Annotated in this window: 12 protein-coding genes; 2 read left to right on the forward strand and 10 right to left on the reverse strand. The window is 68.8% G+C overall.

Annotation, left to right across the window (positions count from 1 at the left end):
- Positions 1-103 precede the first annotated feature (103 nt).
- From VGB24_RS20485 to VGB24_RS20500, 4 genes are all read right to left on the reverse strand, one after another.
- Positions 104-700, reverse strand: a complete 597-nt coding sequence (locus VGB24_RS20485) for a hypothetical protein (RefSeq protein WP_331074789.1) — start codon at positions 698-700, stop codon at positions 104-106.
- A 133-nt stretch (positions 701-833) separates the two neighbouring features.
- Complete coding sequence (locus tag VGB24_RS20490) at positions 834-1,376, reverse strand: hypothetical protein (protein WP_331074790.1); 543 nt, start codon at positions 1,374-1,376, stop codon at positions 834-836.
- A gap of 156 nt (positions 1,377-1,532) precedes the next feature.
- A complete protein-coding gene (leuS, locus tag VGB24_RS20495; RefSeq protein WP_331074791.1) occupies positions 1,533-4,019 on the reverse strand; it encodes a leucine--tRNA ligase in 2,487 nt (828 codons plus the stop codon).
- Positions 4,020-4,246: 227 nt separating this feature from the next.
- Positions 4,247-6,106 (reverse strand): serine hydrolase, encoded by a 1,860-nt coding sequence (locus VGB24_RS20500; RefSeq protein ID WP_331074792.1) that lies wholly within the window; start codon positions 6,104-6,106, stop codon positions 4,247-4,249.
- A 329-nt stretch (positions 6,107-6,435) separates the two neighbouring features.
- On the opposite strand from VGB24_RS20500, the gene VGB24_RS20505 reads away from it, so the two are divergent.
- The gene (locus VGB24_RS20505; protein WP_331074793.1) at positions 6,436-7,497 is read left to right on the forward strand and encodes a M23 family metallopeptidase; all 1,062 of its coding nucleotides are present in this window, start codon (positions 6,436-6,438) and stop codon (positions 7,495-7,497) included.
- Positions 7,498-7,629: 132 nt separating this feature from the next.
- Here the strand turns inward: VGB24_RS20505 and VGB24_RS20510 are convergent, their stop codons facing one another.
- The 3 genes from VGB24_RS20510 to VGB24_RS20520 form a co-directional block, all read right to left on the reverse strand.
- Positions 7,630-7,908 (reverse strand): hypothetical protein, encoded by a 279-nt coding sequence (locus VGB24_RS20510; RefSeq protein WP_331074794.1) that lies wholly within the window; start codon positions 7,906-7,908, stop codon positions 7,630-7,632.
- Between the two features lie 715 nt (positions 7,909-8,623).
- Positions 8,624-9,571 (reverse strand): TIGR01777 family oxidoreductase, encoded by a 948-nt coding sequence (locus VGB24_RS20515; protein ID WP_331074795.1) that lies wholly within the window; start codon positions 9,569-9,571, stop codon positions 8,624-8,626.
- A gap of 23 nt (positions 9,572-9,594) precedes the next feature.
- Positions 9,595-10,533, reverse strand: a complete 939-nt coding sequence (locus VGB24_RS20520; protein ID WP_331074796.1) for a serine hydrolase — start codon at positions 10,531-10,533, stop codon at positions 9,595-9,597.
- 308 nt (positions 10,534-10,841) lie between these two features.
- Between VGB24_RS20520 and VGB24_RS20525 the strand changes: the two genes are divergently transcribed.
- Entirely contained in the window at positions 10,842-11,435 is a 594-nt protein-coding gene (locus VGB24_RS20525) for a C40 family peptidase (protein ID WP_331074797.1), read from the forward strand.
- A 483-nt stretch (positions 11,436-11,918) separates the two neighbouring features.
- On the opposite strand, the gene VGB24_RS20530 is transcribed toward VGB24_RS20525, so the two are convergent.
- From VGB24_RS20530 to VGB24_RS20540, 3 genes are all read right to left on the reverse strand, one after another.
- On the reverse strand, positions 11,919-13,100 hold the full coding sequence (locus VGB24_RS20530) for a CapA family protein (RefSeq protein WP_331074798.1): 1,182 nt from the start codon (positions 13,098-13,100) through the stop codon (positions 11,919-11,921).
- Positions 13,101-13,227: 127 nt separating this feature from the next.
- A complete protein-coding gene (locus VGB24_RS20535; protein WP_331074799.1) occupies positions 13,228-13,443 on the reverse strand; it encodes a hypothetical protein in 216 nt (71 codons plus the stop codon).
- 282 nt (positions 13,444-13,725) lie between these two features.
- Positions 13,726-14,784, reverse strand: coding sequence for an isocitrate/isopropylmalate dehydrogenase family protein (locus VGB24_RS20540; protein WP_331074800.1), 1,059 nt, complete (start codon positions 14,782-14,784; stop codon positions 13,726-13,728).
- Positions 14,785-14,859 lie beyond the last annotated feature (75 nt).

A 14,859-nucleotide genomic window follows, 5' to 3' on the forward strand; every position in this document is an offset into this window, starting at 1 on the left:
TTCGCGTTCACCGCCCGTGTCCCCGGCGGCGACGGCACAAGTATAAACCGATCCCCGATCTTTTCAAGGCCTTGACAAGAACTGGTTTTTTCGTTGGCCGGGGTCAGCTCAGGAAGCGCCCTTCGTCGGCCAGCCGCCGCAGCAGCGCGCCCCGCTCGTTCTCGTCGCCGGCCACGCGGCGCAGCTCCGGGGTGGCGGGCTGCCGCGCGCCGCACCCGTCGCACGAAAGGAAGCGCTCGTCCCACATCCATCCCTCGCTCCAGCTGCCGGTGCACTCGGGCTTCAGGTGGCGCAGCAATGCCTCGGGGGGCGCCTCCGCGGGCTCCTGCACCCGCAGCACGGGCTCGAAGTGGCAGGCGAAGCAGGTGAGCGTGTGCGGAAGCGCGATGCGCGTTCCCGACGCGATGCGAAGGTGCTTTCCGCAGCGCGGGCACACCCCCAGGAACCAGAGCACGCGGTAGCGCCCGGTCCAGAACAGGTGCGCCAGGAACCCGCCGGCGCACACGCACACCGCCGGCCACGGGTAGTGCGGCGGAACCCACACGGAGTACGGGATCACGCCCCAGAAGAACGCCAGCGAGAGCAGCGCCTTGAACGCGCGCCCGGGCAGCGGCTGCGGCACCAGCCCCACCCGCGCCGGCGCGGGTGGGTGGGCGGGCAGCGTCACCTGAACGTTGGGAGCCTCGATCGGCGCACTCATCGTCTCACCTCGCGGGTTCGCACTCTCCCCAAGATAAGCAATCCGGGCCCGTGCTCCAGTCCTCCCGGCCCGAGCGAAAAAGGAGGAGCCGCGCCCGGCTCCTCCGCAACCGACCATCATGCCACGCCCCGGCTCACCACTTCACGGCCAGCAGGCAGGCGTCGGCCCCGCGCTTTCGGCAGCGGGCCTCGTCGGCGTGGCTGACGAAGACGGCCGGCGAGTCGCCGGGCTTGAAGCGCTGGGACAGCTCCTCGACCACGTTGCGGTCCAGCTCGCACGGGTACGGGTTGCGCACCTCCACGGTGCACGAGCGGTCGCCCGTACGCGTGTAGCGAAAGCCGCCCACGTCGCTCCCCTCGTGCCGCGTGTGGTAGTCGGCGTCCAAGGTGGAGAGCGCCTGGTGGATGGAGTCCAGCGCCGGCGGAAAGGTGGTCTCCTGCACCAGCTTTCGACCCACCCGGGCCAGGGTGTTGGGGCCCACCTTCTCGTACACCGTGCGTTGCGCGTCCAGGTACGCCTGCCACGGATACCACTCCGTGGGCTGCGGGTCGGGAATGCCGTTCTCGGAGAGGATCTGCACCCCCCGTGGGCCGAAGAATCCCAGCGCCGCTACGAACGCCTGGACCGAAGCCCCCGACACGCGGTCGCGGGGCGAGCTTGCCTTGAATACCTGCATCGATGCGCTCGTATGGCTGTAGAACGAAGACACCGGTCTGTCGCATGGAAACGTATGTGAGCACCGCTCACATCTAGTGGCGCCGAAAACGGGAGAGACCCCGGCGCCGATCGCTCGGGGCCGGGGTCTCTCCACATCGTGGCGCGACGGGTCTGCTCAGCCGACGACCAGGTTCACCAGGCGGTCGGGAACGAACACCGTCTTGCGCACCTGCTTGTCCTCGATCCACCGGCGCACGTGGGCGTCCGCCAGGGCCGCGTCGCGCGCCTGCGCCTCGGCGATGCCGCGGGCCATGGGCATGCGCGCGCGCACCTTTCCGTTCACCTGCACCACGAACTCCACCGTGTCGGCCACGGCCTTGGCGGCGTCGAACTCCGGCCACGACGCCCCGTCGAAGATGGAGCCCTCGCCGCCCATCCGCTCCCACAGCTCCTCGGCCATGTGGGGCGCGAACGGGGCCACCAGGCGCACCAGCGGCTCCACCGCCCCCCGTTCCGGGGTGCGGCCGCCCGCGCGGACCACGTTCAGGTACTCCATCATCGCCGCGACGGCGGTGTTGTACGAGAGCACCTCCAGGTCTTCCGTCACCTTGCGGATGGTGGCGTGAAGCTTCTGCTCTACGTCGCGGTCAAGCTCGCGGTCCTCCGCCGTCAGCGCCGAGTCCCACAGGCGCGTGAGGAAGTTGTACGGGCCGGTGATGCCGCTGTCGCGGAAGTCGCCGCCTTCCTGGTACGGCCCCAGGAACATCAGGTACGTGCGGAAGGTGTCGGCGCCCCACTCCGCGATGTAGTCGTCGGGCACCACCACGTTGCCGCGCGACTTGGACATCTTCGACCCGTCCTTGACGATCAGCCCATGCGCGCGGAAGCGGGTGAACGGCTCCTCGAAGTCCACGTGTCCCATGTCCCTGAGCGCCATGGTGACGAAGCGCGCGTACAGCAGGTGCAGCACCGCGTGCTCGTTGCCGCCGATGTAGCTGTCCACCGGCAGCCAGGTGCGCGTGATGGCGGGATCGAACGGCACCTGTTCGTTCCCGGCGCTGGGGTAGCGCAGGAAGTACCAGGCGCTGTCCAGGAAGGTGTCGCTGACGTCCGTCTCGCGCCGCGCCTTGCCCCCGCACGTCGGGCACTCGGTCAGGTACCACTCCTCGTGCCGGGCCAGGGGCGAGATGCCGGAGGCGTCGGGCTTGAAGTCTTCCACGAAGGGCAGGACCACGGGCAGCTGGTCTTCGGGCACGGGGACGATGCCGCACTCGTCGCAGTACAGGATGGGGATGGGCGGGCCCCAGTACCGCTGCCGGCTGATCGTCCAGTCGTGCAGGCGGTAGTTGATCCGCTTTTCACCCACGCCCATCGACGCCAGCCACTCGGTGACGGCGGACTTGGCCTCCCCGACGTCCGTGCCCTCGAATTGGCCGCTGTTCACCAGCCGCCCCGGCCCGGTGTACGCCGCGGCCAGCGGCGTATCCGCTCCGTCGCCCTCACCCGCCACCACGCGGATGATGGGCAGGCCGAACTCCGTGGCGAACTCGAAGTCGCGCTCGTCGTGCCCGGGAACGGCCATGATGGCGCCGGTGCCGTACTCCATCAGCACGTAGTCGGCGATCCAGACGGGGATCTCCTGCCTGGTGGCCGGGTTCACGGCGTGGCCGCCCGTCCACACGCCCGTCTTGGACTTGTCGGTCTTCTTGCGCGTCACCAGGTCCTGGGCCGACGCCTGCCGGCGGTACGCGTCCACCGCGTCCCGCCGTTCGGGCGTGGTGACGCGGTCCACCAGCGGGTGCTCCGGGGCCAGCACCATGTACGTGGCGCCGAACACCGTGTCGGGACGGGTGGTGAACACGCGGATCACCGGCCGCTCGGCCTCAACCTGCGCGGCCTCGTGCCGGTCGTCGGCCACCTTGCGGCGCGCGATGGGAAACGCCAGCTCGGCGCCCTCGCTGCGGCCGATCCAGTTTTCCTGGGCCTTGCGCGTGGTGTCGGACCAGTCCAGCGTCTTGAGGTTGTCGAGCAGCTTGCCCGCGTAGTTCGTGATCTTGAAGAACCACTGCGACAGGAAGCGCATCTCCACCGCGGTGCCGCAGCGCTCGCACTCGCCGCCCACCACCTGCTCGTTGGCCAGGACGGTGTTGCACGACGGACACCAGTTCACCGGGGCGGCCTTCTTCTCGGCGAGGCCGGCCTTGTACAGCTGCAGGAAGATCCACTGCGTCCACCGATAGTAATCGGGCGTGGTGGTGTCGACCGTGTGGTTCCAGTCGTACATCAGCCCCACGCGCCGCAGCTGGCGCGTGAACCGCTCGACGTTGCGCGGGATCAGCTCCGTGGGATGAATCCCCTGCTTCAGCGCGAAGTTCTCGCTGTGGATGCCGAACGCGTCGAAGCCGATGGGCTCGAACACCTGGTATCCCTGCAGGCGCTTGAAGCGGCCGTAGATGTCGGCCCCCGCGAACGCGTAGATGTTGCCCACGTGAAGCCCCTCGGCCGAGGGGTACGGGAACATCATCAGGTTGTAGAAGGGCTTTTCCGCGGACCGCAGCGCCTCGTCCGTCCACGCGTTGGTACCCCGCTCGTCCCAGCGCGCCTGCCACTTCCGCTCGACTTCGGCGGGATTGTAGCTGTTGGTGTGATTTCCGTCGCTCATGTTCCGTTCAGACCCCGCGGCCCCGATGGGTTGCGCCTGCCGATTTCCGCCGACTGAAACGCGAGCCGCCGGCGTCGGTGGCGTCGGCGGCTCCTCGTCCTAAACTGCCACGGATCAACGGAATCTACAACCCCCGTCCAGTCCCCGCCTCCGCGCGATCAGCGGCGTTCCGAAAAGCGCCGACCAGCCAATCCCGATCAGTCACCAGGCGCGTGATGGCTCGGCCACTACCTCGAACATGCGGGCGCCGGCCGCTGCCGCCCATAGGTCAGCTCGAAAGGAGCCGGCACATCCACTCTCGTTCGCCGGTCATCGTCCCGGCGCGCCGCTGGAATGATCCATCTCGCTGGATAGGCCTGCTGGATCTCCAATCCGACCTGAGTGCCGTAGCTCCCGCCGAACGTGGCGACGACCATGTCCAGTTCGGGAACGACCATGACTCCCTGGCCGCCGTTTCCCCCGGCCCAGTATCCACGCACCTGCCGCTCACCGTACGGAAAGTCCGCGACCCACCAGAGATAGCCGTACCCGACTCGATTGAGCGGGCAAAGCGGCGAAGAAGCACGCTGTACGAACCACTCCGGTAGAATGCGGCGGCCGTTCCATGTACCGCCGTTCAACATCAACTGGCCCATCTTCATGAAGTCGCGAGGCGAGATCTGCACGCTGCCGCCGCCATAAGGCTGCAGCGATGGCGACAGATACCAGCCATGCCGCCGGATGCCGAGCGGCGCCCCGAGCAATCGGTCGAAGAGGTCCATCGGGTGCTCGCTGGTGGCTCGGCTCATCACTCCGAGGGCGAGGTTGGGGTCGCCGCTGCAGTAGATGGACCGTTCGCCGGGGTCCCGATCCATCGGCATCCCCATGTAGTACCGGTAGAAGTCCGGCTCCTCCTCCTGATCGAGCATCCCGTCTTCGTTGCCCGGCGCGTCCGGAGCGCCGTCGTCACAGTGAATCCCGGAGCTCATCATCAGCAGGTGCTCGAGCGTCATCGCGCGCTTGCGTGCCTCGAGTTCCGCCGGAAACCGGCCGCCGTTCATGATGCGGTAGACCGGGTCATCCAGGTGGAACCGGGGTGAATTCTCGAGCGCGGCGCCGACGAGGGTGGCCGTCAGGCTCTTGCTGGCCGAACGCGTGTCGTGAAGGCGATCTCGATCGTACCCGTGGAAGTACTCCTCGAGCACGAGACGGCCGCTACGTGCGATGAGGATGCCGTGCACTTCAGGAGCGTTCACCGACGACATCGGGGTGTCCAGGATCATCTGGATGAACGCCTCGATCGCTCCGCTGTCGACGCCGGCCTCTTCCAGCGTGCCTACGGGCCAGCCGTCACCGAGCGCCGCGGGCGGCTCGTAGGTGTACTGCCCAGGATTTCGGCCCCGCGGCCAGAAATGGCTGTGGTCTCCCTCGCGGCGAAAATCGTACGTTCCACCGCGTTCCCGCAGGTAGAGCCGGAGAACGCCTGACCCGGCATCGAAGCTCCCGCTCATGACGGGTTCCGGCGACGGCCGTCCCGGGCGGCGGCCGATCAGCCGAACGCTCTCCCCCTCCCGCTCCAGGCGATCCACTCCGAGGTTGATCCCGATGTTCCGGTCGGGATTCCGGATGAACGCGCCAACCGTCCCGTCGGCCCGGCGCTCGACCATGAGGTAGAGCGTGAAGGCATCTTCGACGGGCAACACCTCGCCGCGCCAGCGCGCGGGGCCATCCGGCTGGAAGCGGATCCCCGTCCCGAATGCAGGCGCAACCGGTGAAGACGGCTGGAACCATTGTCCGTTCACCAGGCCACCGCCGGCGTTGAGGCGAGCGCGAAAGGAGCCACGGCCCCCCGGAACCGCGAACGATAGCACCCCTCCGTGCTGCGTCACGGGAATCCGCCAGCCATGGAAGTCTGCGACCCAGCCATCCTCCCGCCGCTCCATGAGCAGCACGCCCCGTTCGTCGGGGCCGAAACGCCGAACCGCGCGCCATAGCCCGAGGAGTTCGGACGCCGTCGTGTCGGCGGAATTCGGTGCGGGTGCCTGTGCAGGGGACGGTGTGGCGACGGCAAGGGCGACCGCCGCGACCGCGATTCTCAGGACGACCATTGCTGCTCTCCGGGGTGCTGGACAGCCATGGGAGGGTGGTGGGGATACTCCTCCCACTGGGTAGCGCGGAGATGCGGAAGGGTTGCAGCGCGAGCAGGGGATCCGCGGCGCGCCGCAGGGGGAAAGGGCACGCGCCGAACCTGCTAGGCGAACCGTCAGGACGTGCCGCACGTAGGACGCATCACTGATCGACGCTGAACCGTGCATTCCTGCCGATGCCGCAGCGAAACCGCAATCATGATCGTGGCACCGCCACAGGAGCATTGTGGCGTGTGGCCCGGACGATTATCAATCGATGCACCCTCGCTTGATCCCCACCGAAAGGAACCATGTCCACCGCGCGCGCGCTCGGCGCAGCCCTGACCTTTGCAGTCCTGGCCGGCTGCAGAGATGCCACCGGGCCGCCGGAGGATGATTCCCTGTTCACCGCGCCCATCGTGGGCGCGCCGATGGCCGACCTGTTCTACGGCGCGTACCTCGACCACGACCCTGGCGGCGGTGCCCGGGACCACGCGTGCGGCCTGAAGGCGTACGACGGCCACACGGGCGTCGACATCCTGCTGCGCAACTTCCAGGTGCAGGACAACGGCGTACCGGTGATCGCGGCGGCGGATGGCACCGTGACGTGGGTGCGTGATGGGCTTCCCGACCGGAACACCACGTGGGAGGGCACCAGTGGGTTCGGGAACGCCGTCGAAATCACCCACCCCGGTGGATTGAGCACAATCTATGGCCACCTGCGCCGCGGCTCGGTCGCGGTCAGCCATGGGGAGAGCGTGCGACGTGGCGCGGTCCTCGGGCTGGTGGGCAGCTCCGGCAGGTCCAACTGGCCGCATCTGCACTTCGAGGTGCGCAAGGATGGAGGGCCTCTCGATCCCTTCGCCGGCGAGTGCTCGCCGACGAAAGGCCTGTGGGCGGACCAGCTCGCCTATCAGGACGCGTTCAAGGTGACGGATGCGGGCATTGCGGACCACCCGCTGACGTATGCCATGCTGCTCGAGCGGCCGCCCACGGTGAACGCATTCCCGTTGAATGCCGAAGGCATGCGGTTCTGGCTCCAGGTTGCGAACCAGCCGGCGGGCCAGACCCGGTTCGAGCTGCGTGCACCGGGAGGTACGCTCAGGGACGCGGGACAGGCGCAGGTGGGCGCCTCGTTCAGCATGCGCTACCTGCTGGTGGACGTGCCGGTGAACGGCTACTTGGTCGAGCCGGGTGCGTGGCAGATCCGTACGTACCAGGGTAGCAAGCTCATCCATACCCAGCCCTTCACCCTGCTGCCCGTGGGCGCCGCGGTTGCCGGCGAGGGCCCGGCCACACCGTCGCTGCGCGGCACCTTCCCCTCCGCCGTGCGGGTGTTCGACCAGCCGCCGGGAGCGGGCGCGCACCCGTAGCGCTCGCCTTCGGGAACGTTCCGGATGAGCGGAAGCTTGGGCCCTCACCCCGATGGTGCGAATCGAAACAGGAGCCGCCGACGTCAGTGACGCCGGCGGCTCCTCGCCGTAAACGGCCGACCCACTGCGAATCTACACCTGCCGTCCAGTCCCCTCTGCATCGGCGGCCGCGCCGATGTCCTCGCGCTCACGCGGATGCCCGGGCCGGGTGAGCCAGCCGTTCGCCGTAAGAATGCCGCCAGCCACAAAGAGAACGAGCACGACCAGTGCGGCGACAACTGCAAGGGTTCCGTCGAGATCACTGAACACCACGCAGCCCAAGGTCACCGTCACAACCAGGATGCATGCGAGCGCGATCAGCCGCAGGAGCGACTGCCCACCTGTATCGATGATCTCCTTCAGCTCACCCATCAAGTTCCGCCCCTTCCGAATGAGTCGCACGAGTCGGGAATAGTGTCTGGAGGCTGCCCGTTTCTTCGATCCGCGAGATGGCGCCGGGGCGCACGTCGACACCGGCTGGTTCACCCGTGGCGGACCGAGGAAAACCTTGCAATCACGCCTGCTGGAGTGTACCCTACCCGTGGGAAAACGCACAACACGGACGCAGCTAACGTAAGGTCCAGCAAGGCCATAGGGGCCACTTGCACCACTCGTGCCATAGTGGACGAAGTAGCCAATCGGACCGAGCACCTTTGGGGTGGGGATGGGCAGCGCGATGGATCACCGGGCAGTGCCTCTGGACGTGCTGAGGGAGTTTGCACTCGACCAGTCGGAGCGTTCTTCTCTCCGCCAAGTCGCCGCAGCCATCGGGCTCGGCCGAACGACACTCCAGAAATTCATAAACGCGGAGACGACGCCTCATCCGCGGGTGCGACGTCAGGTCGCGCTCTGGTATCTCGCGAACCGCGAAACGAGTGAATTCGCTGCGCCGGCTGTGGGCTGGACGCACCAACGGTCCGCTCTCCAGCTGCTGGTCGGGGACCTGCCCGAGGAGGGGCGTACGCGGGCTGCTGACGACTTGCTGGACATTATCGCCGACGTCCACACGAAAAGCGGAGTTGCCGTACCCGAGTGGGTGGAAAGGCTTCGCGGGGGCCGCTGGCTCCCGGATGTAGAATCCTGACGTTTACCCGCCCCGCCGCCAGCGCTCCACCAGGTCGCGGGCGGCTTCGGGCCAGTGGGGGAACTGGAACTCGAAGCCGCCTTCCAGCAGCCGCCCGGGAACCACGCGGCGGCTCTTGAGCACCAGCTCGGTCTCGGTGCGCATCAGCCAGGTGCCGATCTCCAGCATCCACTCCCTCGCCGGCAGCCCGACGCGCGTGCCCCACGCCTGGCGCAGGCCGCGCATGAAGTCGGCGTAGGGCAGCGGGTTGGGCGACGAGATGTTGATCGGGCCTTCCACCTCGCCGTGCCCCATCAGCCAGTACAGGGAGCGGACGAAGTCGGCCTCGTGCACCCACGAGACGTACTGGCGCCCGCTTCCGGCGCGCCCGCCCAGCCCGCGCCTCACCAGCCCCAGCAGCACGTCGAAGATGCCGCCGCGATGGGGGCTCATCACCATGGCCGAGCGCAGCGCCACCTTTCGCGTCGCCGGCGTGTCGGAATCCATCAGGGCGGCTTCCCAGGCTTGCGCCACGTCGATGCTGAACTTCCACGTGTCGGGCGCGCCCTCCCCCGCCCCGACGATGCCCGTGGCCTCGTCGTTGGCCGCATCGAAGCGGTGAGCGTAGATCGTCGCGGTGCTGGCCTGCAGCCACACGCGCGGCGGCTCGGCGCAACGGGCGATTGCCTCGCCCACGGCGCGCGTGGAATCCACCCGCGACTCCAGGATGGCGCGCCGGTTCGCCTGGTTGTAGCGGCAGTTGACGCTGCGGCCCGCCAGGTTGACCACGGCGTCGGCGCCCTCCAGCTCCGCGGCCCAGCCGCCGACGGTGCGCGCGTCCCAGTGCACGGTCCGCCACGGGGCGGGCGATGGATCACGGGACAGCACCACCACCTCGTGCCCGTCCGCCACGAAGGCGCGGGCCAGCAGGGTTCCCACCTGCCCAGACCCGCCCGGCAGCACGATCTTCATCCACCGTCTCTCCTGGATTGGTGTCATTGAGGGATGGCGGGTGGCGGGGCCGACGGGTTGTAGTGGCGGTAGACTTCCGCACCGATGCGGGCGATCAGGAGGTTGGCGGGATTGTCGGTGGCGTACGAGGTGTCGCGGTTCTCGCGCGTCATCACGCAGATCGCGACCGTGGCATCTGGTCCATAGAGGAGACCACAGTCGTTTCTCGCCTGGTCCACGTCGCCACTCTTGTGCGCCGCCCGCGCTCCCGCAGGCAGCCAGCGGGTGAGCTTGTTCCAGTCTTCGTTCTCACGCAGGATGGCGATCGCCAGCGAGTCCAGGCGCGGCGACACGGCGGTTCCGGCGTGCAGCCGGGCGAACAGCTCCACCGTCTCGTCGGGCGTGGTGACGCCCAGCCCGTACTTCACCGAGCTGTCCATCGCCACGCTGGTGGCACGGTTGAAGGTCTTGGAGTGGATCTTGGTGTGGGGCAGCCCCAGCGCCTCCATCTTCGTCCACACGGTGCGGATGTTCAGCTTTTCGAGCAGCAGGTTGGTGGCGGTGTTGTCGGAGATGATGATCATCAGCCGCGCCGCGTCTTCCACCGTCAGCTGCAGCCCGGGACGAAAGTGCTGAAGGACGCCGCTGCCCCCCACCCGGTCGCGCGCCAGCATCGACAGCGGCTCGTCCAGCCGCATGGTTCCCTTCTCCACCTCGTCCAGCAGCGCCACCAGGACGGCCACCTTGATCAGCGATGCGCTGGAGAACGTCTCGCCGCCGCGGATGGAGAGGGACTCGCCAGTCGCCAGATTTCGCACGCTGACGCCCACGATTCCCTGGTAGCCCGCCGAGGCGTTCTCGATGGCGCGCCGGAGCGCGGCCGTATCGGTGGAGGCGCGCGCGGAACCGGCCTGTGCGGCGGCGGGCGCGCAGGCGGGAAGCAGGGCCAGCGCCAGGAGCAGGGCGAGTCGGATCAGCGGCATGGGCGTGTGTGAGCCGGGGGCGGAGAGAGGATGCGGGGGCAAGATGGAGCGCGGCGCATCGCCTGTCCACCGCGCCCTGCGGGGAGGACCGAAGATGAATCCGCAACCGATTGTGATTCAACGGCTTGGGAATCCGTCCAGACCGAAGGTGTTGCGCCTACCGGACCGCGGGCGTAAGATGGCGCCCGTCTCAAACGCATTCGCTCTGCGATTCGCTTCGGTGCCGCCGCGGCCGTCCCTGGCAGGGGATGCCCCCCGGTGATCCGGTTCCTGGCACCGATCTGTCGAACCTGAACTCCCGCATCACGATGGTCTGGTCACCCCGGAACGCGCTCTGCGCGCTCGTGCTCGTATTTCTGTCCGCGCCGGTGTTCGTCGCCGCACAGGAAGGCCCCCGCTCCGCCCGTTCAGCGGGGCCCCGCTTCAGCATCGAGGCTCGGCGCGATTCCGTGGTGAGCATGGCCCGGGAGCAGCTCGGGCGCCGGTACGTGTTCGGTGGCACCAGCCCGCGCGGCTTCGACTGCAGCGGCTTTACGCAGTACCTGATGCGCGCCTTCGGTGTGGAAACGCCGCGGACGGCGGCGCAGCAGGCGCGGGCCGGGCAGGAAGTGCCGCGCGACCGGTCGCTGCTTCGCCCGGGTGACATCCTGACCTTTGGGCGGGGCGGCCGCGTGACGCACGTGGGCGTGTACGTGGGCGAGGGCCGGTACGTGCACGCCAGCAGTGGCCAGGGTCGAATCGTGGAGAGCAGCCTGGACCGGCCGCAGTCCAACCTGGTGCGCGCGTGGATGGGCGTTCGGCGCTACATCCGCGGCGACAGCGCCGAGACGCGGGCCGTGGCGCAGGCGGCTCCCGCCCCCCAGCCCAGCACCCGCCCAGTCGCGCCGAAGCGCCGCGGCTGAGGTACGACGGCTCTGGAAACATCGAAGCCGGCCCGAGGGGGCCGGCTTCTTCGTTTGTGTGGGTCACCAGAATCCGCCGTCCCCGCCGTCCGCCGTCCCCGCCGTCCCCGCCGTCCCCGCCATCCCCACCGTCCCCCGCCGTCCCCCGCCGTCCCCCGCCGTCCCACCAGACTCTGTCATCCAGAGGCCCGAACCCACCGCACTCGCCCGCACACCGCACTGTGCCGGGCCGACGGATCTAGCCTGAACCACGAAATAAGCCTGGGCGCGGCAGCGACACGAGACCTCGGGGACTCGGATCGTCGCGTGGGGAACGGGGCGGGTGTTGGGATCCCACCTCGAATCAGCCCCCGGCCCCCACGGGCGAATGAATTCGCTGCAACCGACGACACGAAGTCCGCCTTCGCGGACTGGCTTGCTCTGGTGCATTCGATGGGCGTGGGGCGCGACCTTGCTGCGGATATGAGCGAGTTCGTAGACGCTTTACTGGCGGCGGCGGGGCTCCTCGACGGGTGGCCTGGTGCCGGGGCGGAGCACCTCCCCGGTGGCGGGATCAATGCGGGCACCCGTGTCCGGGAAGTCCAGCGCCGACAGCGAGTCGGCCAGGGCAGCGGCGCGGCCGGTGTCGTCTGCCTGCACCTCGCCCGGCGGCAGCTGGCGCGTGGACCGGAGCTGGGCCGAGAGCACGCGGCCGTCGTCGTCGAGCACCGCGCAGGCGATGGCGCCGCGGTTCAGCGGCTCCACCAGCGAAAACGGCCCGTACGTCAGCAGGTTGCCCAGCGAGTAGAACACCAGCGCGTCGCCCCGCCACTCCACGGCCCGCATCACGTGGGGCCCGTGCCCGACCACCAAGTCCGCGCCGGCGTCCGTCGCGGTGCGCGCGAACGCGACGACGTTGCCGCGGTCTTCGCCATAGAAGATCTCGCGCCGGTCGGGCGTGCGCTGGTGCCCGCGGCCCTCCGCGCCCATGTGCATGGTCACCACCACCCGAGGCCAGCGCTCCGCGGCGCGGGCGACGTGGCGGCGCACGGCGGCGAGGTTCCGCGGGTCCGGCCCCGCCCACTGCGCGAAGCCCAGGAACGCCACGGTATCACCTTCCGCCGTGGCGACCACGGTGGCCAGGGTGTCGGCCCCGGTAACGTGTGCGCCGGCGAGCTGCAGGTGGCGGATGGTGGTGCGGCGGCCCACGTCCCCATCGTCCCGCGCGTGGTTGTTGGCGACGTTCGCGACCACCTCCGCGCCGTCCGCCACCCGCCGCAGCGCGTCTGCCGATGCTTCCGGCGAGCGGAAGGCGTAACACGCCGTGGAGCGCGGCGCGCACTTCCGCCGATTGATGGGCCCATCCCCGATCGCGCCCTCCACGTTCCACAGCACGATGTCCGCATCCGCGACCAGAGGCCGAAGCGGCTCGACCAGCGAGTCGGGCGGCGGCAGCGCGGGAACGCGCCGGCCCAAGCGAGCCCGTGCGGTGTGGACCCACGCGGTGTCGAGGTTGGTCCCCAGCGTGACGTCTCCGCCCGCGCAGATGCGCACGCCCACCGTGTCCGCCCGCACCGGAGCGGGCGGCTGGCCCGGGCGGCGCGACTGGGCATCCGCGGGCGCGGTGGCGAGAGCGAGGAGCGCGGCGGTCAGTACAGCGAAGGCCAGCTTTTTCGTGAGTGGCATAGTTGGGGAGCGGGGGCTGGCGGTGCACGGGCGAATGAATTCGCTGCAACAAACACACAAAGTCCACCTTCGCGGACTACCGGCTTTGGGGTGGTTCGGTTCCCAGGTGCGCGCCTTCGGCTGGGTGTTACGCGGCGCGTGGACCGGCTCTATTTTCGTTCGGCATCGGAAGTTCCAGGGCCGGATGCGTGTTTCCCGCCGCGTGGTGCTCGGGCTGGTGCAGCACGTAGTTGCGTACTTTCTCGACGTGGTAGGGCGACACGGTGAACGCGCCGTATCCGCCCTGCCACTTGAACGCAATTCGAAGCCTCTGCCCCACCAGGTGCGAGGACGAGCCTTTCACCGCAGTCCACGAAGGTGGACATCGTGTGGTTGTTGCAGCGAATTCATTCGCCCGTCCCGGCCTGGGCTCCCTCCGAGTCCAGAACCCGCGCCTCATGGTCCCGTGCCGCTGCCGCGCCCGGGCTGAGAGGCGATTCAGGCTAGATCCTTCGCCCCGCGGAGACTGTTCTACGGGGGAGTGCGGTGCGCTTGGGGCTCAGGATGACAGGCTACCACAGCGTCCGCTGACTACCGTCCCGTCTGCCGCTACCGTCCCGTCTGCCGCTACCGTCGCGTCCGCCGACTACCGTCCCGCCACAAGCCGCCGCACGATGGCGTCGCCCGCGGCCTGTGTACCCAGCGTCCCACCCAGGTCCGTGGTCGCCTCGCCGGCCAGGATGCAGGCGCGCACCGCCTCTTCCAGCTTCGCGGCCTCGGCGGGGCGGCCCAGGTGCTCCATCATCAGCCCGGCGGTGAGGATGGCGGCGAAGGGGTTGGCCAGGTCCTTTCCCGCAATGTCCGGCGCCGACCCGTGCACCGGCTCGAAGAGGCCGATCCGCCCCGGGTGGATGTTTCCGGATGGCGACAGCCCCAGCCCGCCCGCCAGCTGCGCCCCCAGGTCCGACAGGATGTCGCCGAACAGGTTGCCGGTGACGATCACCCGGTAGCGCTCCGGGCGGCGCACCATGTCCATCGCCAGCATGTCGACGTACAGCGCCTCGCTCTCAATGTCGCCGTACTCGGCCGCCACAAGCTTGAACACGCGCCGCCAGAGCCCGCCCGCGAACTCCATCGCGTTGGCCTTGTCCGACATCGTCACGCGCGTGAGCCCGTTGCGCCGCGCGTACTCGAAGGCCGCGCGGATGATGCGCTCCACGCCCTTGCGCGTGTTCACGTCTTCCTGGATGGCCACCTCGTCGGGCGTGCCCTGCTTGAAGGTGCCGCCCATTCCCACGTACACGCCCTCGGTGTTCTCGCGGAAGATCACGAAGTTCACGTCCTCCACCCGCTTGTCGCGCAGGGGCGTCAGCCGCTCGTGAAACAGGCGCACGGGGCGAAAGTTCACGTACAAATCCAGCCGGAAGCGCATTCCCAGCAGGATCTGGCGCGCGTGCTCGTTCCCCGGCACCCGCGAATCGCCGAGCGCGCCCAGCAGAATGGCCTGGTAGTTGGACTGCAGGTCGGCGAACTCGGCGTCGGTGATGGCCTCGCCGGTTTCCAGGTAGCGGTCGGCCCCGTGCGGCCACTCCACCAAGTCCAGCTCGAACCCGGTGCCTTCCGTCACCGCGTGGAGCGCCTTTACCGCCTCACGCGTGACTTCCTTACCCACGCCGTCACCGGGAATCACCGCCACTTTCGCCATCGATCGAACTTTCTGCTGGGGGAGGCTGCCGGCCGGGAGGGCCGAAAGGGCGGAAGCTAGGCGCGGCGGCGGCAG

It is taken from the genome of Longimicrobium sp. (assembly GCF_036399935.1).
Lineage (GTDB): Bacteria > Gemmatimonadota > Gemmatimonadetes > Longimicrobiales > Longimicrobiaceae > Longimicrobium.

What these genes read in the sequence shown, in the direction of transcription:
- VGB24_RS20485 (WP_331074789.1), bottom strand. Translation starts at nt 700, where the DNA reads ATGAGTGCGCCGATCGAGGCTCCCAACGTTCAGGTGACGCTGCCCGCC.
- VGB24_RS20520 (WP_331074796.1), bottom strand. Translation starts at nt 10,533, where the DNA reads ATGCCGCTGATCCGACTCGCCCTGCTCCTGGCGCTGGCCCTGCTTCCC.
- leuS (WP_331074791.1), bottom strand. Translation starts at nt 4,019, where the DNA reads ATGAGCGACGGAAATCACACCAACAGCTACAATCCCGCCGAAGTCGAG.
- VGB24_RS20525 (WP_331074797.1), top strand. Translation starts at nt 10,842, where the DNA reads ATGGTCTGGTCACCCCGGAACGCGCTCTGCGCGCTCGTGCTCGTATTT.
- VGB24_RS20510 (WP_331074794.1), bottom strand. Translation starts at nt 7,908, where the DNA reads ATGGGTGAGCTGAAGGAGATCATCGATACAGGTGGGCAGTCGCTCCTG.
- VGB24_RS20490 (WP_331074790.1), bottom strand. Translation starts at nt 1,376, where the DNA reads ATGCAGGTATTCAAGGCAAGCTCGCCCCGCGACCGCGTGTCGGGGGCT.
- VGB24_RS20500 (WP_331074792.1), bottom strand. Translation starts at nt 6,106, where the DNA reads ATGGTCGTCCTGAGAATCGCGGTCGCGGCGGTCGCCCTTGCCGTCGCC.
- VGB24_RS20540 (WP_331074800.1), bottom strand. Translation starts at nt 14,784, where the DNA reads ATGGCGAAAGTGGCGGTGATTCCCGGTGACGGCGTGGGTAAGGAAGTC.
- VGB24_RS20515 (WP_331074795.1), bottom strand. Translation starts at nt 9,571, where the DNA reads ATGAAGATCGTGCTGCCGGGCGGGTCTGGGCAGGTGGGAACCCTGCTG.
- VGB24_RS20530 (WP_331074798.1), bottom strand. Translation starts at nt 13,100, where the DNA reads ATGCCACTCACGAAAAAGCTGGCCTTCGCTGTACTGACCGCCGCGCTC.
- VGB24_RS20505 (WP_331074793.1), top strand. Translation starts at nt 6,436, where the DNA reads ATGTCCACCGCGCGCGCGCTCGGCGCAGCCCTGACCTTTGCAGTCCTG.